The organism is Sphingobacterium sp. IITKGP-BTPF85 (assembly GCF_001006065.1).
GTDB lineage: Bacteria > Bacteroidota > Bacteroidia > Sphingobacteriales > Sphingobacteriaceae > Sphingobacterium > Sphingobacterium anhuiense.
Window position 1 is genome coordinate 1 of sequence record NZ_ASZT02000065.1, and the last position, 21,102, is coordinate 21,102.

The 21,102-nt window shown below is 36.4% G+C and carries 24 protein-coding genes and 1 pseudogene; 13 read left to right on the top strand and 12 right to left on the bottom strand.

Annotated elements, in window-relative coordinates; all coding sequences use genetic code 11:
• Positions 1-213 precede the first annotated feature (213 nt).
• On the top strand, positions 214-1,167 hold the full coding sequence (locus L950_RS13650) for a hypothetical protein (RefSeq protein ID WP_021189936.1): 954 nt from the start codon (positions 214-216) through the stop codon (positions 1,165-1,167).
• Positions 1,168-1,333: 166 nt separating this feature from the next.
• Here the strand turns inward: L950_RS13650 and L950_RS26565 are convergent, their stop codons facing one another.
• The 8 genes from L950_RS26565 to L950_RS13680 all read right to left on the bottom strand — a co-directional run bounded on the left by L950_RS26565 (position 1,334) and on the right by L950_RS13680 (position 7,705).
• Entirely contained in the window at positions 1,334-2,065 is a 732-nt protein-coding gene (locus L950_RS26565) for a tetratricopeptide repeat protein (RefSeq protein WP_231577273.1), read from the bottom strand.
• Between the two features lie 29 nt (positions 2,066-2,094).
• The gene (locus L950_RS13655) at positions 2,095-3,897 is read right to left on the bottom strand and encodes a WG repeat-containing protein (protein WP_052764411.1); all 1,803 of its coding nucleotides are present in this window, start codon (positions 3,895-3,897) and stop codon (positions 2,095-2,097) included.
• A 215-nt stretch (positions 3,898-4,112) separates the two neighbouring features.
• Complete coding sequence (locus L950_RS13660; RefSeq protein WP_021189937.1) at positions 4,113-4,394, bottom strand: hypothetical protein; 282 nt, start codon at positions 4,392-4,394, stop codon at positions 4,113-4,115.
• A gap of 338 nt (positions 4,395-4,732) precedes the next feature.
• A complete protein-coding gene (locus L950_RS28660; RefSeq protein ID WP_156169687.1) occupies positions 4,733-4,897 on the bottom strand; it encodes a hypothetical protein in 165 nt (54 codons plus the stop codon).
• Between the two features lie 112 nt (positions 4,898-5,009).
• Complete coding sequence (locus L950_RS13665; protein WP_031288242.1) at positions 5,010-5,597, bottom strand: glutathione peroxidase; 588 nt, start codon at positions 5,595-5,597, stop codon at positions 5,010-5,012.
• Positions 5,598-5,807: 210 nt separating this feature from the next.
• Complete coding sequence (locus tag L950_RS13670; protein ID WP_021189939.1) at positions 5,808-6,791, bottom strand: aldo/keto reductase; 984 nt, start codon at positions 6,789-6,791, stop codon at positions 5,808-5,810.
• Positions 6,792-6,804: 13 nt separating this feature from the next.
• The gene (locus tag L950_RS13675) at positions 6,805-7,092 is read right to left on the bottom strand and encodes a putative quinol monooxygenase (protein ID WP_021189940.1); all 288 of its coding nucleotides are present in this window, start codon (positions 7,090-7,092) and stop codon (positions 6,805-6,807) included.
• A gap of 16 nt (positions 7,093-7,108) precedes the next feature.
• The gene (locus L950_RS13680) at positions 7,109-7,705 is read right to left on the bottom strand and encodes an NAD(P)H-dependent oxidoreductase (RefSeq protein ID WP_031288244.1); all 597 of its coding nucleotides are present in this window, start codon (positions 7,703-7,705) and stop codon (positions 7,109-7,111) included.
• A gap of 391 nt (positions 7,706-8,096) precedes the next feature.
• Between L950_RS13680 and L950_RS33320 the strand changes: the two genes are divergently transcribed.
• From L950_RS33320 to L950_RS13690, 3 genes are all read left to right on the top strand, one after another.
• Positions 8,097-8,579: a LysR family transcriptional regulator gene (locus L950_RS33320; RefSeq protein ID WP_231577274.1), complete on the top strand. Its 483-nt coding sequence runs from the start codon at positions 8,097-8,099 to the stop codon at positions 8,577-8,579.
• Between the two features lie 119 nt (positions 8,580-8,698).
• On the top strand, positions 8,699-8,995 hold the full coding sequence (locus tag L950_RS33325) for a LysR substrate-binding domain-containing protein (RefSeq protein WP_231577275.1): 297 nt from the start codon (positions 8,699-8,701) through the stop codon (positions 8,993-8,995).
• 15 nt (positions 8,996-9,010) lie between these two features.
• Entirely contained in the window at positions 9,011-9,994 is a 984-nt protein-coding gene (locus L950_RS13690) for a Gfo/Idh/MocA family protein (protein ID WP_021189941.1), read from the top strand.
• A gap of 95 nt (positions 9,995-10,089) precedes the next feature.
• On the opposite strand, the gene L950_RS13695 is transcribed toward L950_RS13690, so the two are convergent.
• On the bottom strand, positions 10,090-10,407 hold the full coding sequence (locus L950_RS13695; protein WP_021189942.1) for a hypothetical protein: 318 nt from the start codon (positions 10,405-10,407) through the stop codon (positions 10,090-10,092).
• 194 nt (positions 10,408-10,601) lie between these two features.
• Positions 10,602-11,156 (bottom strand): hypothetical protein, encoded by a 555-nt coding sequence (locus tag L950_RS13700; protein WP_021189943.1) that lies wholly within the window; start codon positions 11,154-11,156, stop codon positions 10,602-10,604.
• A 523-nt stretch (positions 11,157-11,679) separates the two neighbouring features.
• Between L950_RS13700 and L950_RS30165 the strand changes: the two genes are divergently transcribed.
• The 5 genes from L950_RS30165 to L950_RS13710 are packed head-to-tail and all read left to right on the top strand — an operon-like array spanning position 11,680 to position 16,583.
• Entirely contained in the window at positions 11,680-12,150 is a 471-nt protein-coding gene (locus L950_RS30165; RefSeq protein ID WP_021189944.1) for a carboxypeptidase-like regulatory domain-containing protein, read from the top strand.
• Positions 12,147-13,292 carry a TonB-dependent receptor plug domain-containing protein gene (locus L950_RS30170; RefSeq protein WP_021189945.1) on the top strand — a complete coding sequence of 382 codons (1,146 nt, stop codon included), beginning with the start codon at positions 12,147-12,149 and terminating at the stop codon, positions 13,290-13,292. Before L950_RS30165 ends, L950_RS30170 begins: the two co-directional genes overlap by 4 nt.
• Before the next feature lie 9 nt (positions 13,293-13,301).
• Positions 13,302-14,117 carry a hypothetical protein gene (locus L950_RS30175; RefSeq protein WP_197086428.1) on the top strand — a complete coding sequence of 272 codons (816 nt, stop codon included), beginning with the start codon at positions 13,302-13,304 and terminating at the stop codon, positions 14,115-14,117.
• Positions 14,063-14,977: a hypothetical protein gene (locus tag L950_RS30180; RefSeq protein WP_231577276.1), complete on the top strand. Its 915-nt coding sequence runs from the start codon at positions 14,063-14,065 to the stop codon at positions 14,975-14,977. The genes L950_RS30175 and L950_RS30180 overlap by 55 nt, the downstream gene beginning before the upstream one ends.
• Positions 14,978-14,990: 13 nt before the next feature.
• A complete protein-coding gene (locus L950_RS13710) occupies positions 14,991-16,583 on the top strand; it encodes a RagB/SusD family nutrient uptake outer membrane protein (protein WP_021189947.1) in 1,593 nt (530 codons plus the stop codon).
• Between the two features lie 109 nt (positions 16,584-16,692).
• Here L950_RS13710 and L950_RS35445 read toward each other — a convergent pair whose 3' ends face one another.
• Positions 16,693-17,118 carry a DUF1080 domain-containing protein gene (locus L950_RS35445; protein WP_262507088.1) on the bottom strand — a complete coding sequence of 142 codons (426 nt, stop codon included), beginning with the start codon at positions 17,116-17,118 and terminating at the stop codon, positions 16,693-16,695.
• Positions 17,100-17,474 carry a DUF1080 domain-containing protein gene (locus L950_RS35450; RefSeq protein ID WP_262507089.1) on the bottom strand — a complete coding sequence of 125 codons (375 nt, stop codon included), beginning with the start codon at positions 17,472-17,474 and terminating at the stop codon, positions 17,100-17,102. Before L950_RS35450 ends, L950_RS35445 begins: the two co-directional genes overlap by 19 nt.
• 256 nt (positions 17,475-17,730) lie before the next feature.
• Between L950_RS35450 and L950_RS13720 the strand changes: the two genes are divergently transcribed.
• From L950_RS13720 to L950_RS13735, 4 genes and pseudogenes are all read left to right on the top strand, one after another.
• A complete protein-coding gene (locus tag L950_RS13720; RefSeq protein ID WP_021189948.1) occupies positions 17,731-17,919 on the top strand; it encodes a hypothetical protein in 189 nt (62 codons plus the stop codon).
• A 428-nt stretch (positions 17,920-18,347) separates the two neighbouring features.
• Positions 18,348-18,853: pseudogene (locus tag L950_RS36565) on the top strand (RNA polymerase sigma factor).
• A 185-nt stretch (positions 18,854-19,038) separates the two neighbouring features.
• Positions 19,039-20,028 carry an aldo/keto reductase gene (locus L950_RS13730; RefSeq protein ID WP_021189949.1) on the top strand — a complete coding sequence of 330 codons (990 nt, stop codon included), beginning with the start codon at positions 19,039-19,041 and terminating at the stop codon, positions 20,026-20,028.
• 73 nt (positions 20,029-20,101) lie between these two features.
• Positions 20,102-21,061: a YihY/virulence factor BrkB family protein gene (locus tag L950_RS13735; protein WP_021189950.1), complete on the top strand. Its 960-nt coding sequence runs from the start codon at positions 20,102-20,104 to the stop codon at positions 21,059-21,061.
• The last annotated feature ends 41 nt before the right edge of the window (positions 21,062-21,102 follow it).

Sequence of the window (21,102 nt, forward strand, 5' to 3'; positions counted from 1 at the left end):
AAAAATATGATCGAATTAGTAAGGGTTGCAACAGAGAATAAATTGATCTAATCTATATTATTTCAACAATTTCTTATCCTTAACTCATTTCATCTAACCAAACGACAACTATATTTAGCCTGTAAAAAGTACTATTAATATATGCTTGATCTTTATATTTTTTTTAACTTTGACAATACAACTAATCAATTTTAGTAAACATAAACTCCATTGATGATGAGTCGCATATATCCTAGTCGCCTTTTAGCTATATTTTCAATTATATTTCTATTTTTTTCTTGTAAAAAATCTGATGTCAAACAGGAGCTCTTAAGTAATGGTCTATCCATTATCGCGACTGATGGCCACGTTGCAATTAGTGGCTATCGATCCTTTGTTGGTGAAGTTAGTACAGTCTATTGGTTAGATGGTCTAAAGATAGATGCGACTACATTTATTAAAAATATTCCGAATGGAACTTTTTATCGTAAAGCTATTGATGATAAATCAAGAATAAATTTTGAATATAAAAATAAGTCAGGAGCAAAGGAATCCTATCAGATGGACCAAGGTAGCTTCCTGTTAGATACCGTTATGTATTATTATAAGAACAATGTGAAGGTAAAGATGAATAGTGATAGTGTGGGGGTCCTACGGACTATGACAATGTATAATGATAAACCATTGTTTGCAGGAATGTATGGAAAGGTTTCTGGAAATTTCGGAGGAAGCTCATTAGCTATAGGTAAACCTTTTTATTGGAATGGTGTATCTGCTCCAGAAGAACTACCGTTGCCGAGCAAACGAATATTTAAAGAAGTAACAACAATTTTTCAAGGTAGTGCAAATATAGTTTATATAGGTGGTAATTGTGGTTTTCCGGTCTATTGGAAAAATAAAGAACTTGTTGTATTGGATGAACGTTATGGTGAAGTTCTGCAAATTACACAATCGAACAATGATATCTATGCTGTTGGATTAATTAATAAACATCAATCAAACAGTACTGGTCATACTGCTTGTTATTGGAAAAACGGCGTTCTTCACGAATTAGAAGATAATGCTCAAGCTTCAGGAATTTTTATTAACGGTGAAGATGTTTATGTAACAGGTTCAACAGGAGACGTTCCTGTAAATTATAAGCCATGTTATTGGAAAAATGGTGTTCGTGTTGATCTGCCGATGTAATGCTTATAGCAATTACAATTCAGTCGATTAAAAATATTTAATTTAAAACCCTATAATGCTGTGCTTCCTTATAGAATTGACTATGCTGCTTAAATTGTAAATATTGCTATATTCTGCATAAAGCTATTTATTCCAGAGCTTTATGCAGATTTTTTTTATGCTTCAGTTATTTTTTAAACAAATTTTTAAAAAATGAACCTAATGTATCTTTTCGCTGTTTGTCAAGACCTAGGATTTTCAGATCTATCTCGATATTATTTTCTTCTGCATACGCATACCATTTTGCAAATTGAACTTCATTAGCATATTCTGAAGCAGGTCTATAGTAATATAATAATTGGTTTACAGCATGATGATAAACACCTATCTGCATTGCTTTTTCGTAATAGCTGATTGCTTTTTTTAGATTTATTTTTAATCCACCGAGGCCACGTTCATACATAATAGCATAGTAAATAGGTGAAAACTCTTCATCGTAATCTTTTTTTAAAAGCGGTAGAACCTTTTTATAATCTTCTTTTGTAAAATATATATCGGCTAGCTTATCCGAATTGAAATGATATAATTTCTGGGCTTTTAAATAATAATCTAAGGCTTTGTCTTCATCTTTTTCTACCCATTGGCCGTGGTAATAAAGATCTCCCAAATTAGCCCATCCTAATCCATTGCCCAATTCTCCAGCTTTAGTGTATGCATTTACTGCTTTATCAATATCTTTCTTACAGCCCAGGCCATTTTGATAGTGATATCCCAAATTGTTCCAGGCATTCTTTTCTCCTAATTTTGCAGCCTTTTCATATAATTCGAGACCTAAAGCTAGGTTGGCATGAACTTGATCTTCGGTATCGGTATAAATCATGGCCAATTCGGTCATCATTTGAGAATGCTTTCGCTGCACACCTATTTTTAAAACTTCAATTGCCTCCTCTATTTTGTTTTTTTCAATAGATCAAGACCTAATTCGTAAAAGCTTTGATTATCGAAATAGTGAAAGTAATTTGCGCCGATTTTAGATTTCCAACCGGTGTAATATTTTAAGAAAAAAGCTAAGTCTTTTCCCCTTAAGTTCTCTTTTTGGTTATAGCATTTACCCATCTCCTCAGGTGTAATTTTTCTGATTTTCATCAGTTTGTCAAGACAAAACAATTCTTCTTTCTGATAGAGGAAAAGCTCATCGTTATGATGGTCAATTACTTCTGAAACATACTCGTAGATTGGACTTAATTGATTGGTCTGTCCATCCCAATATTGCATTCCATCTTTTAAGTGCACTCTTAAAAAGTGTTTTTCAAGCTGTTCGATTTTAAGATAAGAAGCATTGGGCTCTAGTAACCAATGGTTGTTAAAGGCATCAAAAATTCCATTACCAATTTCGGTATATAATATGTAGATATCTTTAAAGAAGTTTGCCAGATAATCAATTTCAATTTTTTGAATATTAGCATCTTCTTTTAGATAATTTTCATTTATCGGATTATAAATAAACCATTTTTTAGCCTTACGGTAAACAAAAGTCTGGTAGTTCGAAAGTGTGATTACCTGATCTATTTCTGTATCAAGAATTTTTCCATCAGATTTGATAATTTCAATTTTTTTATTCCCTTTATTTGGTTTTACATAGAAAAAGTTATGGGGCAGTACATGTAATACATCTTCGAGATAATCGCCAATATAGACCCCTCTATTATTAAAATACTTACGCTTTGAGGTTCCTGCAATTTTTATAAAGAAAAGTTCACTCCCGTCAAAATCAAAATGAGTTTCACTATCTTGATTGATGACGTTTTCATTTTTATGATTGATTAACGTGTATGTGTTACCTGTTTTTGCATTAAAATAATTCCCATATAGATGTGTTAACTCCTCATAAATAGGTGGAATAAGCAATTGATGATCTACCATGTTAATAAGCCCAACCTTATCATCAGAAGTCACACAACCAACTAGATGCTTAAATTCATAATCGTAATCTGAAACTAGTCCGTAATAAATTTCAAAAACATGAGATGCATCATCATAAATTGGTGGAACTATTTCTATTCCTTTTGTGTCTAGGTAACCAAATTTGTTGTTTTTTTGAATAACTGCAATTCCATCCTCAAATTCAGATATTTCATCATAGTAGGCAGGTGTAATGATATTACCTTTTATATCTTTTAATCCTTTTACATCATTTTCTGCAAACACTTCAGCATAATCGTGTTTATAAACATCTTCATTCCAATATCCTAAACCATAGTTTATCCAATCTGTTTTTAGAGCCTCAAGAAAATTTTGATAACCTGATGCTTTCAATATACTATCGAGCGGTTTTAAGCTTTGAGATTTTGTTGCCTTTAAGTAACTTTTATTTTTTTGTTGGATTTCAATAACCCAATCTTTCGCTTGTTCTGATTTTCTTTCCTCATTCATATTGAAGACATCCGTACCATCGATCAAGAACGTATCATAGGGTAAATTTTCTAACAAATCAAATAGCTGATTGACGGGCTCGAAATACGTCTTTTTATAGTGCAATTGGTATTCATCTGCCAATAGCGTGTAGAATTGCCTTAATAACACAATTCCCGCTTCTCGGTTTGCATATAATAGTTTTCCTTTTGCCCTGATTTGAGAAGCAAAAAGAGGTAATAAAAGAGGTGGTATTTCGTAGTTCCATTCTCCCAAATAATAGGGATAGCTTTCACCAGATTGGGAGTCGATATTATAGATGTAAATGCGATGTGCCATTTTATAATTTGTATTAAGATCCTGATCAAAGATAAAAAGATTAGTTTCTTAAAACATTCGCTGAAATTGGGGATTTTTAAGAAATGATATCCGCGTACAAGTTATATTTTCTGTTTACTTTATTTATATGTACTTTTGAATCCAGTACTTAATTTTATTTATGATGAGGCCGTAATAAAATTAATGGAAATCGTATTTTGTGGATTAAAAATCTGTTATATTTTTTTGCTATTTTGAGATTGTGGAAATAGTAATAGAATAATTCCAATGCCTAAAACCATTGTAATTGTATAGGCAATGAGTGCGGTAGATTCTGCCTGTTGTTCAAATCCTAAAGGTACAGTTTCATGGAATAAACCAGTATTGTTTTTATATCCCATTAACCAATGAGCGGTGTTCCATCCAAAATCGAGTCCTAATGGTAAGACGATATTTTTTGTTTTTAAAGAAGCTAAACCGAACAAAATTGCTCCCAATCCAGGGCCAAATATTGCCATTTTTAAATTAGTGCCTGTTTAAATATATTCTCCGATAAAAACTAATGTAACAATTGATAATGCTAGCCATGGCCTTAAATTGTCGCGCAATCACCATAAAAGGTATGTTCTAAAAGCGAGCTCTTCACGACAGGATAAAAAAAATATAAAAATATATTAGCGGTAAGAAGTTTGTAATTAAAAGATCGTGATTTTTCGAATGTAAGATCAGTAAAATATGTCAGTAGTACTGTCATCGTGATTACCATCAGAACACTTAGCAAAATACCTATTCCAAATTCAGTTATACTTTTCTGATTATATTGGATTCCGATTTTTGTTAAACTAATTTTATCCCATTACGTAAAGAGGTAAGCAATTATGAAGGTAAGTGTAGCGGCAAGTCCTAGTGAAAATAGGTCAGGATTGGTGCTGTTTTTTGTTACACCAGAAGCTAGGGCAAATACAATGAGCGTAAAGAGATAGAAAATTATAATCTTAAAATATATTATTGCTCTTTTCATCAGTCGAATCATTTTTATGCGATGAATTTAATGAAAAATTTTAAATAGATTTTGAAATAAATACCTAGTCAAATCTCTGGCAGCTAAACATAAGCGATGTTTTAATAAAATTTTAACTTTCTAATGCTTTTAAAAATACTGGATCTATAGGAGATATGCCAGACGCAAAATAATGGCTTAAGTTGCCATTTTCATTGACTATGTATTTACTAAAATTCCAATCGGGTGCATGGTCATTCCATCCATTTTGCGTGGAATGGCTGAGCCATACAAATACGGGATGCTGTGCGCTGGATTTTATGACGATTGCTTTTTTTGTGACTGGAAACGTGACGCCAAAGTTTACTTGACAGAACTGCTCGATATCTTTGTCACTTCCTTTTTCTTGCTCTCCAAAATCATTGGCCGGAAAGGCAATGATGGCAATTCGGTCGCCCATTTTCTGATGTAATGCCTGTAATTCCTCATACTGGCGTGTATATCCACAATCAGAAGCGGTATTGACAAGGACTACTTTCTTTCCTTTAAAGTCTGAGAAATCTATAGACGTACCATTGCTTTTTACTGCTGTTAGCTGGTAAAAGGACTGTGGTGCTTCTTTGCCCGAGGTATTGTATAGGATGGTTCCCATCTTTCCTGATCTTGAAAGTTTTTTGATCAATGGGTATAAGAAATGAAGTATTTTTTGTTTAAAATTCATATTAAAATATGTCGATCTGTTTAAAAATCTTGCCTTAGAAATGGTAAAGCAGTTCCCATTTTGATGATTGTAAAAATATGATTTTATGGCAAATAATTGTGATTTATTATTCGCTGTATAATGGCTTATATTTTGAAAATATAAAACAAGACCAGCGCTCAGAACCGCTGGTCTTGTTTGTTTGCTACCCATTGGGTATTCATCGTAAACTTATAGTTTTGATAGTTCGTTATCAATCAAAGTGCGTTCTTCTGCCGTAAAATTGATATCCATTGCTTGTGCATTGTCTATCGATTGTGCTGTATTTCTAGCACCTGCTAATACCACGGTAATTGCAGGTTGCAGGGTCGTCCAGCGTAACACCAATTGCGCTACCGTAACGCCCTTGTTTTGCGCAATCGGTTGAAGTGTTGCGATCAGACTTTTTACTTTTTCGAGATCGAACTGTGAGAAATAACCGTTACGGTGGTCATCTTGTTTTAAAGTGTTTTCTGTCAAGTATTTTCCGGTCAGCAGGCCTCTTTCCATCGGGCTGTAAGCGATAATGCCGGTTTGATTTTCCAATGCATAAGGAACCAGGTCATGTTCAATACTGCGGTTGAGCATGCTGTATGAAACCTGATTGCTGGCCAGGGTAAGTGTTGCTGATGCTTCTTTTAATTGATCAACACTGTAGTTGCAGACACCTGCAGCACGGATTTTTCCTTGCTGAATAAGCATTTCTAAGGCTTCCATCGTTTCACTGATAGCGGTAGTTGAGTCTGGCCAGTGGATCTGCAATAGATCGATGTAGTCGGTGCCCAAACGTTTTAAACTTTCTTCCAGTTCTTTGATGATATTGGCTTTGGATGCAAATTTGTACACGGGTATTGTTTTACCGTTATCAGATGCATCAAAGAAAAATTCACCTTTTCCGTGGTTGCTACCATCCCAGACCAAACCAAATTTGGTCAGTAACTGTATTTTTGATCGGTCTTTTCCTTTGATAGCTTCGCCGATCATTTCTTCGCTGAGACCAAATCCATAGAAAGGCGCAGTATCGATACTGGTCACACCGTGATCAAGTGATGCGTGTACGGAAGCAATGGAGTCTTCTTTTTCATTTCCGCCCCACATATTGCCTCCAATGGCAAATGATCCATACGTAATGGCTGATAATTCTAATGCTGTATTTCCTAATTTTCTATATTCCATTGTGTGGTTATTTTTATATTAATGTTGTTTTTAGTACGATCGGTTCTTCCTGAAGCTTATCTGCTACAAGTTGACCAAACGCCTGGATGTAGGGTTGCTGATTGTGCGCATCTAAACCTTCCTGGCTCTTCCAGATTTCATAAAAGGTGAACAGGTTGTTGTCATCAATTCCTTGATGCAGGCTATATAGTTCGCAGGCATCCTCTTTTCGGGTTTGTTCTACCATATGCTGCAATACGGAAAGAACTGCTGCTCTATGCTCATCTTTTGTTTTAATGATGGCTGTTAAATGTATTTTCATGATACTAATTGCGATGTTAATTGTGGCGTAAATATGTTGTCAAGGTGTTTTTGGTAGGCTTCCATATCACGTAATATGTCTGCATTTTTTCCACATCATGGAAATGAAAGCTTTCTAATTTTTCAAGGGATGCAAATGCATTCATACGGTGGAAACCAAATAGAGGTCCGTCGTCAACACTGGTTTGATTAAAAAACTCTCCAAGTAGCGTAAAGGCAGTTTTTGGCGCATTCCAGCTACTGGTCACCATATATTTGCGCCCCTGCAGCATACCGCCAGTTCCGTAGTTGATGTCCGGGTTTTCAGAACGGCGGCCATCACTGTGGTATATCCCTGTGCGGTGCCCTGCGGTAAACACTTCATCAATATACTTTTTAAAAGCATTTGGTACCTGGAACCACCACATCGGAGTGTGGTAGATAATGTAATCTGCCCAAACAAATTTCTGAACTTCTTCGTCATTATCATAACCGTCTGCAATATGGGTTACTTTGATTTCAACGGAATCAAATTTCTCAAAAAAAGCGATTGTATTTTCGGTTACTGTTTTATTGAACCGTCCGCTTGAATGTGCGAATGATTGTCCGGCGTTGATAATTAATATATTTTTCATATGTAAATGAATTGTATTTTAATGTGCATATGGATATCCAGATTATTTTTATTGCTGTTTGGCTATCGTGAATATTTCATTTTATTTTAAATTTCTGTTACAAAGGTATTGGGCTTTGTGTTATTATAGAAATAGGATAAATTATAGTTAACTATCATATTTATAATAATTGTATTTTCAGTTGCTACGTTGTAACAGTTGTCGTGTTCAATAGGGGCCATTGTGGGCAATAAAGGTTTATTGCTTAGCATGATGTTCTTTTAATATTCTTAAAAAGAGTGAATTATATTGGTGGAAGAATGCGGATTTTTCATCTACATGATTTTTATATCGTTAACGATTTATCATTTTTATGATACTTTTAGTATTTTTACATCATATTTTTGATACTATGGTTAATTTAGAATGGTACCGCACATTTAAAGCGATCTATAAGACAGGGACATTAACAGGTGCAGCAGAAATCTTATTTATTTCGCAACCTGGTGTTAGTTTGCATTTAAGTTCACTGGAAACCTATGTTGGAAATAAGTTGTTTGACCGTACAGGTCGAAAAATGATCCCAACAGAACATGGAAAAGTATTATATAATGCGTTGGTCGAGCCCTTAACAAAACTGGAGGAGGTGGAGAAGAATTTTCAGCGGTCAACAGAGAAACATATTCCGACCATCAGTGTAGGCATGTGTTTTGAAACTTTTCAGATTACTTTGGAACAGTATGTCTCGACACTTCCTTTTAATCTGATCATCAGTTTCGGCGAGTATCCTGAGATGCTTGATCAACTGGACAAAGGTATTTTAGATCTGATTATCACCCCTAAAAAGGGGGTGTCGGCCAATATTGAGCATGAACCGTTTTCATATGAAAAATAGTACTTGTAGGGGGTAAAGAGGTCGATATAGACGTTTTTAAAGAAGTCCTGAAAACAAAAAATAAAGGTTTTATTGAAGAGTGGCTTAAGCAGCAGAAGTGGTACGGTACAACTGGCGATATGGAACATCTTTTTAATTTTTGGAACTTAAATTTTGGTAAGAAACCAGATTTTAGACCTAATTATATTGTCCCCAATCTGAATTCTATCGTACGTTGTTTGAGTGCAGGTGGAGGTCTGGCTGTTGTTCCTGATTTTTTATGTAATACTGAGATTGATAACGGGCAGATCCAACTGGTGTGGGAAGGGGATAAAAAACTAAAAAATACGTTATATTTTGGTTGTCGAAAAAAGACGCTCCATCAGGAAGAAATTGATCATATTAAGACCTTGTTTAGAAAAGTAATGGCCCGATAATTTTAAGCGTATTTTATGGAAACTAATAAGATAAAATGGGGAATAATAGGCTGTGGTAATGTAACTGAAAAAAAGAGCGGACCAGCATTTAATAAAGTACCGGGTAGTGAGCTGCTTGCTGTTATGCGTAGAGATGCTGAGAAAGCTGCTGATTATGCGTGTAGGCATCGGGTTCCTTTTTGGTATGCTGATGTTGCCGGGATATTAAACAATCCCGAAATTAATGCCATTTATATTGCAACTCCTCCATCTTCGCATCTGGAATACGCACTTTTAGCATTGCAGCACGGTAAACATGTGTATGTTGAAAAGCCTGTGGCGCTTAATGCGGATGAAGCGAAGATTTTGGCAAATGCTGTTCAGAAATATCAAAGTAAATTGGTGGTTGCTCATTATCGCAGACAGCTTCCGCTATTTTTAAAAATTAAAGAAATGATCAATAATGGTCTTATTGGTAGTGTGCGGATGGTAGAATTGCGTCTTTGGCAGAGCCGTTCTCCGGCTTTAGTTACTAAGGGAACTGCTGATTGGCGTACAGATCCTGCGGTATCTGGTGGTGGTTATTTTTTTGATCTTGCGCCACATCAATTGGATCTGATGATCTATTTCTTTGGAATGCCTTTGTTTTATGATGGTTTTAGTGTCATTCAATCACCAGATAGTGCTGTTGCTGATCAAACAAGTGGCACAATCTTATTTGATAAAAAGATCGTTTTCAATGGAAGCTGGTCTTTTAATGTAGCACCGTCGGATAACGTGGACTGCTGCGAAATAGTGGGGGAAGCGGGGAGCTTAAGATTTTCAATTTTTGGTAATAAGGTTATTTTGAAAAATGAAAGTGGGGAGAAGGAAACAACATTTGATCATCCCGAAAATATACAGCTTCCTATGATTGCAAGTACAGTTGATTTCTTTAAGGATAAGGGGGCCAATCCAAGTCCGATTGAAGAAGCGGTCACGTTAATGCAAATTATTGATGCTTTTGCCACTGTCAAATAATGGGGGTGTTGATTTAAAAGATAAGGGTTGTTCAATACTTGAACAACCCTTATCTTTTAAATGGTTTTGTCTATTGCAAAATAGACCGACATATTTTAAGCGACCTCTAGTGTTGCTTGAATTGTCTTCTTAATCGCATCCAATAATACTTCCTTATATGCCATGAAATGGATCTGACGATCTACTTCTTCAGATACTTTTAAAGCTGTCTTAGCTGTCTTTACAGCTTGCAGTTCATTTAAATAAAGATCGTTAAATGTTGCGGTATCTTTATTTTTTAGTATTCTTATCGTGTGTGAATATTGTTCAAATATATCCGTGATGACAGCTAAATTTGCACTATCAAAATGTTGAAGTTCATTTGTTTTTTCAGAAAGCTTCTCAAGCTTTTTTCTTTCTTTTGCGTAACCCATAATCCTGCGAAGTTACAGATTTTTCTACAGCTATTTGCAAATGATGTGGAATACTCTTAAGAGATGTCAGAGTGCTATGCTTTCAGTAAATGTTTACATATCTAAAGATTAGTCGTAATCTGAGGAAATTAAAAAAGGTTTCAAATCTGATTAGCGACGCTTTTTGATTGAATGAAAGTTAATTTCATAACTGGTTACCATGTTTGAGGTCGTAAGGTTCTAGCAACCAAATACGGTTTATGTTTTGCAAGTTTTGCATGAAATGCGGCCAACCCATAGAGCAATCCACTTATACTTACGCTTGTACCATCTTGTGCATAGAGACGTATTTCATGCCGGGTTTTGTCAAATTCTGCATCTTTGATTTCATCCCAATTGATTGTTTTAGCTTTTCCCCAAGCATTGATCACAGATATTTTATTTTCACCTATGTATACTTTATGATTGTGGTAATAATTTGTTATATAAAGGAATCCGTAAAATAAGCTAGCCATGAGAAGCGCTGAAAATAAAATTAAGAGCCAGGAGCTATCTTGTCCCATATCCCAATTGAAATAATAGCCTAAGCCTATAAAAAATACAAATATTAAACCTATGCAATAACCTAGTATGGCAAAGAGAATATGGTTTTTAAGTATTTTGACGCCATGCTGTGTATTTTCAAATGAATTTTCTTTTTTTCGTGCGAGAGCAAATGTCCAAATAGTGATGGATGGTAAAATCAGTGAAATAAGAATATCAGCTAACATAGTTTAATGATTTTTTTATTTTAAAAGGACTTTTCAAAAAGATTTTCGCGAATTTAACTTTCATTTTTGATGTTTCACAAAAAAAACTATAATATGTTTTGTTATGCTATTTTTCACAATTTAATTGACACGGACAGTACATCGTTTTACAAAAAAGGATCGGTGACCAAAGTAAAGTATTTGTTAACTTTAGTGTTACAATAGCCTCTCCATCCATTTTTTTATCAGTTTAGCATGACTGTACTGAAAACCCTTGATTTTTCAAATTCAACTTGATATGCAAGTAAGGGTAATCTAGCATAATAAGGTCATTTTCTACTATTTAGCTCTTTATAGTGAAGGGTTTTGTGTTGCGATTATTGCAATGAATGTGGGTTCTTTGTTATTGTTTTGTTAATAAATGTTGAGTAAATTTTAAATTGTTTATGCAATTAGTGGTTTTTATTAAAAATATTTTATTTATTTGTTTCTGCTTATTCATATAGAATCATGCACACTAACAAACATTAACGAACTAAATTAAATGAAAAATTCTAAACTATTTCATGTTTTAGCCTTTTCTATGGTATTCGGGTTTGGTGATCTTAACACGTCGATCGCCAGTACGCTGTCTGAGTATCAAAGCAACCAAGTTAAGATATCTGGAGTTGTTAAAGATGCCACTGGTCCGATCTCGGGAGCATCTATCGCAGTAAAGGGTACATCGATCGCCACTTTTACGGATGCTTCAGGTCGATTTACTCTAGCGACTATTCCGGCAGGCTCTAAGATTGTGATTAGCTATGTGGGCTATGCATCGAAAGAAATTGAATGGAAAGGGGAAAGTACCTTGAATGTGCAACTGGAGTCGACATCAAATGATCTGGATGAAGTTGTTGTAGTTGCTTACGGTACCGCCAAAAAATCGACTTTTACAGGATCTGCCTCGGTAGTGAAATCGGATCAGTTGGAGAAAATATCAGGATCGGGATTTGCAGAAGCATTGCAGGGATGAGTCCCGGTGTCAATGTTGTGAACAATGAAGGTAATCCAGGTGGTGATACCCGTATTCAGATTCGTGGTATCAGTTCGATGTCGGGTAATTCTAATCCGCTATATGTGGTGGATGGTATGCCTTATGATGGCCAGCTGAATTCAATATCGCCTTCGGATATTGAGTCGGTTACGGTATTGAAAGATGCTGCAGCATCATCATTGTACGGTTCGCGTGCAGCAAATGGTGTGGTGGTTGTAACAACTAAAAAGGGAAAAACAGCTAAACCGCAATTGAATTTTAGATCGGCATGGGGTACTTCGGACAATGCAGTTAAAAATCCGACGAAGGCTTCTCCGCAGGAACAATTATTGAATACCTGGGAGGCGATGTATAATGATCAATTTTATAAAAATAACTTAACATCGGATAAGGCAGGAGATTGGGCTTCAGAAAATGTCTTGAGTAAACTGCTTAAAAAGGTGAAAAATTCGAAAGGTGAAGAAACTTATGTTTCTCCTTTTCAGCATATCAATGAAGACTATGTGCTGCATGATGGTAAGGGTAATCCGTATATCAATCCAAACTTGAAAATGATCTGGAATGAAGAGGATTATGATGTGTATAAGGCTGTTTTTTCTAGAAAACTAAGACAGGATTATGGAATGGATGTGTCTGGAACTGCTGGTGATGGGAAGACGAATTATTTCCTTTCTTCTTCGTATCTAGATGATAAAGGATATGCTTCCAATCAGTACTTTAAACGATATGGTTTTCGGGCGAATGTGACGACACAAATCAATAAATGGTTACAGGCGGGTGGAAATGTGTCTTACAGTGGATCGAGACAGAATGTTTCTGGTGCTGCACGTGCTTTAGTGTTTACGACATCGATGTATTCGCCTTATTTACGTAATCGCGATAATACAGATTGGGTTTACTCCGAAAAAACAGGTAAGCGCATGTACGATTATGGGGATTATGTCAATAATTTCTTTGGAGCTAACGTGCTACAGAATAATGGCGATTATTGGAATAATGACAATGATGAAGATTTCAATAATTTTATGCGTACGATGATAGCATCCCGTTTCTTTGCTCAGGTTACTTTGCCTTATAACTTGAGTTTCAAAACGAGCCTAAGTATTGACGATAACAGTTAGAAAAACTTTTTGTACGGATCTGCAGTCCATGGTGCAGGTCAGCTTGCTCCTTATGGTGTAACCGTGCTTACGAATGGTGGAAATGCGACGCGCTCGAATACGAACACGAAATCAGTGACGTTTAACAATATCTTGAGCTGGAATCAGGATTTTGGTAATCATAATTTTTCTGCATTGGCCGGTCAGGAATCGTATACCAACAACAGTCTGTACGATTATGGTTATGGAGAAGGGATTATGCAATTGGGGCAGTATGAATTGAGTTCGACAACAAAGAACTGGCAGGTACAGTCCAATAAAGACCGCTTTGCTTTACTCTCTTATTTCGGAAAGTTAGATTACAATTATAACAGTAAATACTATCTATCGGGTTCATTCCGTCGTGATGGATCTTCCCGTTTTCATCCGGATAACCGCTGGGGGAATTTCTTCTCGGCAGGTCTTTCCTGGCAGATCGCTAAGGAAGATTTCTTAAAGGATGTGAGCTGGCTGGATAATCTGTCCTTCCGCTCCAGTTATGGTACTACCGGTAACGATAAGTTGAGCCGTCGAGGTGCTAATGGAGTTGGTGGCGGTGATATCTACTACGCTTACCAAGGTGTATATGAAGCAAATGATCTGTATGGTCAAGCTGGGTTAAGGCCTTCGGCATTTGCGACGCCTGCCTTGATCTGGGAGAAGAACAAGCAATTTAATGCGGCATTTGATTTCAGTATTTTTAAAATATCTATGGTACGATTGAGTATTACTCACGTACTGCTTCCGATTTATTGTATTACAAAGAGTTTCCTTTGTCTGCACAGGTTGGTAATGCCAATGGTCTGAATACAAACTTAGGTGATCTGAAAAATTCGGGTTTTGAATTTTCTTTGGGTGCTGATGCGATCCGTACAGAAAACTTTAGATGGAAAATCGATGCGAATCTTTCGACATTGAAGAATGAGATCACTTATTTGCCTGGAGGTGAATTTACTTACGAAAATCGTGGTGCTGGTTATAAACTTGCTGAAGGATATTCATTGTATGAATTTTATATGGTGAAAAATGCGGGTGTTAATCCTGAAACAGGAAACATGCGTTACTGGATACGCGATGGTGAAAACTGGAAAATGACGGAAAACTATAATGCTGATGTTACGTCTAATGATTATCAACGTATAGGGTCTGCTTTGCCAAAGGTATATGGTTCTTTGACCAATGCGTTTAATTATAAAGGATTGGATATGTCCTTCATGTTGTACTATTCGCTAGGATCTAAAATGTTTGATTATGCTTATGTGGAGCGTACAGCAGTGCGTGGTGGAGTTGGTGTGATCCAGGATTTGATTAGTGACCACTGGCGTAAACCGGGCGATCAGGCTTTGTTACCTAAATTTTCGAATGATGACTATGCGAGTACCCGTAAAAATTCTGACTTCTATGTGTTTGATAACGATTACTTGAGACTTCGAAATGTTTCTTTGGGTTATACGTTACCTACAGCGACAATGGCAAGATTAGGACTATCTAAAGTGCGTCTGTATGTTTCTGGGGACAACTTGTTAACATTTGGATCGGCTAAGAATCGTTATTCTGATCCGGAGACGGCATTGTCTGGTAATAACTATAATGGTTCTGCAGATAAAGATAACGGAATCCAGGGTTCAAGAAGAGTGTATATGGCTGGTCTACAAGTGTCATTTTAAGAAAGAATAGAAAATGAAAAATATCGTTAAAAGTTTACAATATATCGCATTAGGAACAGTTGTTTTAATGCAAACAGGCTGTAAGGATTTTCTGGATGCTAATTCTTCAACAGCGACTTCGGAGACTGTTGTTTTATCAAGCGCTTCACAATTGGAGCGTGTGTTGACTGCTGCTTACAGAGATCTGTATTTCAATGATAAAGGTTCGGACCGCGTATATGCAGGTTTACCGGGTTTGCAGATGTATGTTGATCTTGGGGGTGCTGATATTGTGAGCCACACCAATATGGGAGGCAATCAGGTGACAGCATATACCTATGAACCTCAAAAAACACAAACCACTGGTTTATCGAGCAGCATCTGGTCCATGATGTATAAAATCATCAATCAAACCAATATCATTATTGAAGCATTGCCAGCGGCGCAAGGAGAGGAGACACTTAAAAACCAGATTATGGGTCAGGCAAAGGCTATGCGTGGTCTTTGTTATTTCCACCTGATTCAAAATTATCAGCAAACTTATATGCTGGCTAAACAAAAACCAGGTGCTATTTTACGGTTGAGTCCTAAGGACAGTGAAAATTTACCTCGTGCTACCGTAGAGCAGACGTATACGCAGATCGTCAAAGATCTGACGGATGCGAAAGCGTTACTGGCTAATTATACACAGCCTAATAAATGGACCATTGATAAGTATGTGGTATCAGGTCAATTGGCACGTGTATATTCGGTGATGAACAATTGGCAGGGTGCTTATCAGGAGGCTAAAACGGCTTATACAAATTATAGTCAGTTGATGACTAAGACACAGTATCAGTCTGGTTTTGATGATGCCATTACAAACAAGTATGCTGAGGTGATGAGGGCAGTTCCATTTACAACGACCAATAACCTAGGTGGAGGAACACAATTTAACTTCTGGTATAACCAGGATGAGAGCTATGGTGAGGGGTATACGGATGGACCTATTTACTCATTTTTAGACTTTTTTGCTGATGGTCAATATGAAAAACTGTTTGAAAAAACGGAAGATCGCTACCAGTTCTGGAAACGTACCAAAAATGCTTCTAAAGAATGGTCGACAAAATGGGCGTATAATAAGTACAAACATTATGGTGATGCGAATGGTGCTAAACAGGGAAATACAAGACCTGAGGTATCTTTAATGCGTGGATCTGAGATGTTACTGATTATGGCCGAGGCTTCAGCTCAATTGAATAATGGTGAGGGTTTAGGTTATTTAAATAGATTGCAGACGGCTCGTGGTGTTAAAGGCTTGACAGTTGCTGCTTCTGGAACTCCATTGCTAGAGGCTATTTATGTGGAAAGACGCAAGGAACTGTTATGTGAGGGAGTTACTGGAATTTATGATTTATTGCGCTTGCAAAAGCCACTGGTTCGTATTCAGGAAACTGCAACTTATCTAGAGGGTCACTACACTTGGGGAGTGACGAACTTGAACGGTTATGTTGCAAGCAGTCCGGCACCAACCGGAACTTTTCCTTCTAATGACTACCGTATGCTCTGTCAAATTCCGCAATTGGAAATTGCCAATAATACGGCTCTTTCCGAAGCTGATCAAAACCCTTATTCGGGAACAAACTAGTGTAGTCTGTATCCTGTAAAAACAGTTTTACAGGTACAAGCTATAAATATGCATGTAAAATGGCCGGGTGTAATTCACTCGGCCATTGTTATTTTATAGGGTTCACTAATTAAAGACGTCTCAGCCAGATATTGCGAAAGTCAACAAGATCGCCATGGTCTTGCAATACGATCGGACCTGGACCGTGAACTAATGTTTTTGGTAATCCGATGTATTCTGTAGTTCCCTCGATCTGCGTATTATACTGCACGACAACTCCATTATGTATAATGGTTACTATTCCTTTTTTGATTAATACACCATCTGCATTAAAGCGTGGGGCTGTATACAGGATATCATAGGTATGCCATTGTCCCGCTGGTTTGACTGCAGTAACGAGAGGTGGCTGTTGTTTATAGATCGATCCCGCCTGTCCATTGACATAGGTCGGGTTATTATTGTTGTCCAAGACCTGAACTTCATATTGCCCTTGTAAAAAGATGCCGCTATTTCCTCTTCCTTGTCCTTCGCCTTTAATTACTTCTGGACTTTCCATTCTACATGGAGCTGGAAGTCTTCAAAGTTTTCTTTCGTCTGGATATTTCCTGTTTTTGGCGTTGATGTGAATATGCCATTTTGTACTTTCCAACTAGCGGGCTCTTTGACGTTATTGGAACTTACCCACTGGTTAAGATTGGAGCCGTCGAAAAGAACGATTGCATCAGAAGGTGCTTTGTTTTCACTTGTTGTTACGGTACGGAGCACCGGAGTGTAAAACTCGGTGTCTTGTGGTTGGAATTTCGTTTGGGCGAAGCTTAAAGAACCCATTAGGCTCATACTGATGATACAGCAGGGCATAAAAATTTTGTTCATTTTTTTATAGATTGATTTACCGTAAATATAAGTATTCATTAATAAAATCTGTTATACTTTTCTCTATGGCTAAGGGGATTAAGGTTATGTGCAGTTTTCAATCGCGTATATTTTGACGAGTGTGCGTTTATACTTTATATTGCTAGAAGTTGAAAAAAGGTTACCGGTCAAAACTAACAAAAGGATACCCGTAGGCGTTTATAAGATTGAATGGAATCAGTTTGTCATCACCTAGTTTTTCATTCAGGTAGGATAGAGCCCTTCGAGGGTTTCATGTACATCAATAACTAAAAACATGGATACACGAAAGCAATATCACGAGAAACGTAATTTTAAAAGTACAGAAGAGCCTAAAGGTAAGTTAAAGATTAAACGTGATAAAAAATTGCGCTTTGTTGTACAGCGGCATCATCTCAGCCGATTGCATTATGATTTTAAATTGAAAGTAGAGGAGAGTAAAAACTGGGGTGTATTTCAATTTTAACTCCGGTCAATCGCTAAGACTTCCTGCTAACCGTTTATTTTTCAAATTTATGGAAGCTTTAATGTATTAATTTTAGTAAATTGTATAGAGAAGTAGACGGTTTATTTGTTGAATACCAATACCATAAAGAAATTTAACCACTCCAGAGAAAAATTATGATCTTTCATTGGGGTTAAATACGCGTCCTTACGTATAAATTCAATGGTTGAATACACATTTATAATTGTTTCAAAATAGTGTTGATGATTTAACTTGTGGTTTAGGGAGTATTAATACTCTTTTTTTTGAAAAAATATTAAAGGATATAGCACAGCGATTGCTTTAATGTTATCAACAATGCATGAATATTAAAATGATCCATGCTAGATAAAATTAGATTAAGTGTTAACAAAGATGTACGCAAGTACAGCAATAAAAAACTATCCTTTATGACAAAGACAGAATTTAACACCCAAGTGATCGAGCAAACAAATGAGCTCAAAGTTTTTGCAAAGCGTTTTACAAATGATTATGACGAGGTCAATGATCTTTTGCAAGATACCATGTTAAAAGCGGTAAGCTATTTCCGTAATTTTCAAGAAGGATCTAATTTAAAAGCATGGCTTTATACCATCATGCGCAATACTTTTATTAATAATTATAGACGTACAACTAAAAGTCGTTCTTTTATTACAACAGAAGAAGAGATCAGTACTTCGCATTTGCAATATTCTTCCGTACGAAACGGAGGTGAGAATAAATTTGTAATGGAAGATATTCAGAAAGCATTAGGAGAGCTGGATGAAGGTTCTATATACCTTTTACTATGTTGTACGAAGGATATAAATATAATGAAATTGCTGAGCATCTAAATCTTCCTATTGGTACGGTTAAAACTCGTATCCATATTGCAAGAAAAAGACTAAAGGGAACTTTATCAACTTATAAAAATTAAACAGGATTAATTTCCATTTTGTGAAAAGAAGGGCATTCCTTGGGTTTAGACCTTAGGAAGCCTTTCTTTTTTTGTTTTCAACTTTCCTGTTTGTGTTTTTTAGAATGGTATTTTCCGATTCCATAAAGGGAACATTTTTATGGATTTTGGGTTATTATAGAGAAAGCAGGCTATAAAAATTGTATATGAAGAATTTATTTAATGAAAAACATCGCTTGGGTTTAGGTGGCGTGGCTATAGGAACTGGTTTTGAAGTATTATCAGATAAGCAGTCATATGATATATTGCAAAAGGCATGGGATCTAGGTATTCGATACTATGATACGTCTCCCTGGTATGGCCTAACAAAAAGTGAAGCGCGATTTGGAGAATTTTTAAAAGATCAAGATCGGTCTGACTATATCCTCTCTTCAAAAATTGGTCGATTATTTGATCCTGTGATACCCGAAGCTGTTCCACTTACCATGTGGAAGGCACCCTTTCCATTTGATTTCGAACATGACTATACCGCAGATGGAACTAAGCGTTCGATTGATGATAGCTTACTGCGGATGGGCGTTGATCATCTGGATATTGTATTTGTACATGATCTGTCCGAAGATCAGGTCGGTGACCGCTATGACTATTACTTCAAACAAGCAGCAGATGGCGCATTTAAAGTATTATCCGACTACCGTGACCAAGGTATAATAAAAGGCTGGGGACTTGGTGTCAATAAAATTGAACCTATTTTGGACTGTCTTGCAGTAGCGGACCCTGATATCTGTCTGTCTGCCACTCAATATTCAATATTAGAACATGAGGATGCTGTCGACCGCCTTCTACCCGCTGTGCAAAAAAGTGGAGTAAAGCTCGTTTCTGGTGCTGGATATAATTCAGGATTTATTGCTGGGAGAAACCGATATAATTACAAATCTTTTATACCAAAGGGCATGATTGAAAAACGTGAGCGTATCGCACAGATAGGTGCTTCTCATGGTGTAGGAATTATCCCCATTGCCCTTCAATTTGTGCTTGCAAATGAGGATTTCGTTTCCATTATACCTGGCGCAAGTACTACAGATCAAGTGGTTTCCAATGTTGAGGCTTTGAATACCATAATTCCCCCTCAACTTTGGGAGGAATTAAAAAATGAAGGTTTAATTTATAACAATGCTCCTGTGCCACAAATTTAATGTTACAGGGACATTGTGTTATAGATAAATGATAAAAAATGATTTCTAGGCGGTTAACAAAGTGATCAGGACTATGGAAAATAAAAAAAAAGGATTTATAAGTAAATACCTAAACATATTTAAATCGACAGTATCGGGATTTATGAATGAAGATTGTCTTAAATACAGTGCCTCACTTTCGTATTACACTATATTTTCAATCGGTCCGATTCTCGTGCTTATGATTTCCCTTGCAGGGATCTTTTTTGGAGAGGATGCGATTCAAGGGAAAGTGTTTTCAGAAATGAGAGGTTTGGTTGGTCCAAGCGCCGCGAGACAAATTCAGGAAGTGATCAGCAATCTGAAACTATCAGGTAAATCAAATTTTGCATTGATTGCTAGTATCATTACCTTGGTAATTGGAGCTACGACTGTATTTGGAGATATTCAAAATTCCATTAATAGGATATGGCATGTTCGGGCAAAACCAAAACGAGGCTGGCTCAAGTTGATTACGGATCGATTGCTATCTTCCTCTTTGGTTGTTGGACTTGGATTTTTATTAATGGTCACATTGGTTGTCAATGGTATCATTCTAGCTTTTACAGATCGATTGCAGGTGTATTTCCCTGATATAACAGTTTTCTTTATGAATGCAGTTAATTTTGCATTAAGCTTTGGAATTATATTTATTTTATTCGGAATCATATTCAGAACATTGCCTGATGTCAAGATCGAGTGGAAGACTGTACGCACGGGAGCTCTTTTTACAGCCTTATTATTTATTATCGGTCGGTATGCCATTGGATTATATTTGGAATCTTCCGGAACTGAGTCAACCTATGGTGCTGCAGGTGCACTTGTATTAGTATTATTATGGGTATACTATACTGCTGCCATCTTGTATTTTGGTGCTGTCTACACACGTGAAAATGCCATTGCAAACGGTATACCGATTAAACCTGCTGACTATGCGGTTTATGTAGAAGAAAAGGAGCGCGAGCGCGTGGTGGAAGAAATTCCGGCTAAACCCGCTGATCCAGGGGTATCTTAATCATATTGTTGTTTGATTATCAGGATTTTAATCTATTATTT

What these genes read in the sequence shown, in the direction of transcription:
- L950_RS13650 (WP_021189936.1), top strand. Translation starts at nt 214, where the DNA reads ATGATGAGTCGCATATATCCTAGTCGCCTTTTAGCTATATTTTCAATT.
- L950_RS13655 (WP_052764411.1), bottom strand. Translation starts at nt 3,897, where the DNA reads ATGGCACATCGCATTTACATCTATAATATCGACTCCCAATCTGGTGAA.
- L950_RS13660 (WP_021189937.1), bottom strand. Translation starts at nt 4,394, where the DNA reads ATGGCAATATTTGGCCCTGGATTGGGAGCAATTTTGTTCGGTTTAGCT.
- L950_RS28660 (WP_156169687.1), bottom strand. Translation starts at nt 4,897, where the DNA reads ATGAAAAGAGCAATAATATATTTTAAGATTATAATTTTCTATCTCTTT.
- L950_RS13665 (WP_031288242.1), bottom strand. Translation starts at nt 5,597, where the DNA reads ATGAATTTTAAACAAAAAATACTTCATTTCTTATACCCATTGATCAAA.
- L950_RS13670 (WP_021189939.1), bottom strand. Translation starts at nt 6,791, where the DNA reads ATGGAATATAGAAAATTAGGAAATACAGCATTAGAATTATCAGCCATT.
- L950_RS13675 (WP_021189940.1), bottom strand. Translation starts at nt 7,092, where the DNA reads ATGAAAATACATTTAACAGCCATCATTAAAACAAAAGATGAGCATAGA.
- L950_RS13680 (WP_031288244.1), bottom strand. Translation starts at nt 7,705, where the DNA reads ATGAAAAATATATTAATTATCAACGCCGGACAATCATTCGCACATTCA.
- L950_RS33320 (WP_231577274.1), top strand. Translation starts at nt 8,097, where the DNA reads ATGGTTAATTTAGAATGGTACCGCACATTTAAAGCGATCTATAAGACA.
- L950_RS33325 (WP_231577275.1), top strand. Translation starts at nt 8,699, where the DNA reads ATGGAACATCTTTTTAATTTTTGGAACTTAAATTTTGGTAAGAAACCA.
- L950_RS13690 (WP_021189941.1), top strand. Translation starts at nt 9,011, where the DNA reads ATGGAAACTAATAAGATAAAATGGGGAATAATAGGCTGTGGTAATGTA.
- L950_RS13695 (WP_021189942.1), bottom strand. Translation starts at nt 10,407, where the DNA reads ATGGGTTACGCAAAAGAAAGAAAAAAGCTTGAGAAGCTTTCTGAAAAA.
- L950_RS13700 (WP_021189943.1), bottom strand. Translation starts at nt 11,156, where the DNA reads ATGTTAGCTGATATTCTTATTTCACTGATTTTACCATCCATCACTATT.
- L950_RS30165 (WP_021189944.1), top strand. Translation starts at nt 11,680, where the DNA reads ATGAAAAATTCTAAACTATTTCATGTTTTAGCCTTTTCTATGGTATTC.
- L950_RS30170 (WP_021189945.1), top strand. Translation starts at nt 12,147, where the DNA reads ATGAGTCCCGGTGTCAATGTTGTGAACAATGAAGGTAATCCAGGTGGT.
- L950_RS13710 (WP_021189947.1), top strand. Translation starts at nt 14,991, where the DNA reads ATGAAAAATATCGTTAAAAGTTTACAATATATCGCATTAGGAACAGTT.
- L950_RS35445 (WP_262507088.1), bottom strand. Translation starts at nt 17,118, where the DNA reads ATGGAAAGTCCAGAAGTAATTAAAGGCGAAGGACAAGGAAGAGGAAAT.
- L950_RS35450 (WP_262507089.1), bottom strand. Translation starts at nt 17,474, where the DNA reads ATGAATACTTATATTTACGGTAAATCAATCTATAAAAAAATGAACAAA.
- L950_RS13720 (WP_021189948.1), top strand. Translation starts at nt 17,731, where the DNA reads ATGGATACACGAAAGCAATATCACGAGAAACGTAATTTTAAAAGTACA.
- L950_RS13730 (WP_021189949.1), top strand. Translation starts at nt 19,039, where the DNA reads ATGAAGAATTTATTTAATGAAAAACATCGCTTGGGTTTAGGTGGCGTG.
- L950_RS13735 (WP_021189950.1), top strand. Translation starts at nt 20,102, where the DNA reads ATGGAAAATAAAAAAAAAGGATTTATAAGTAAATACCTAAACATATTT.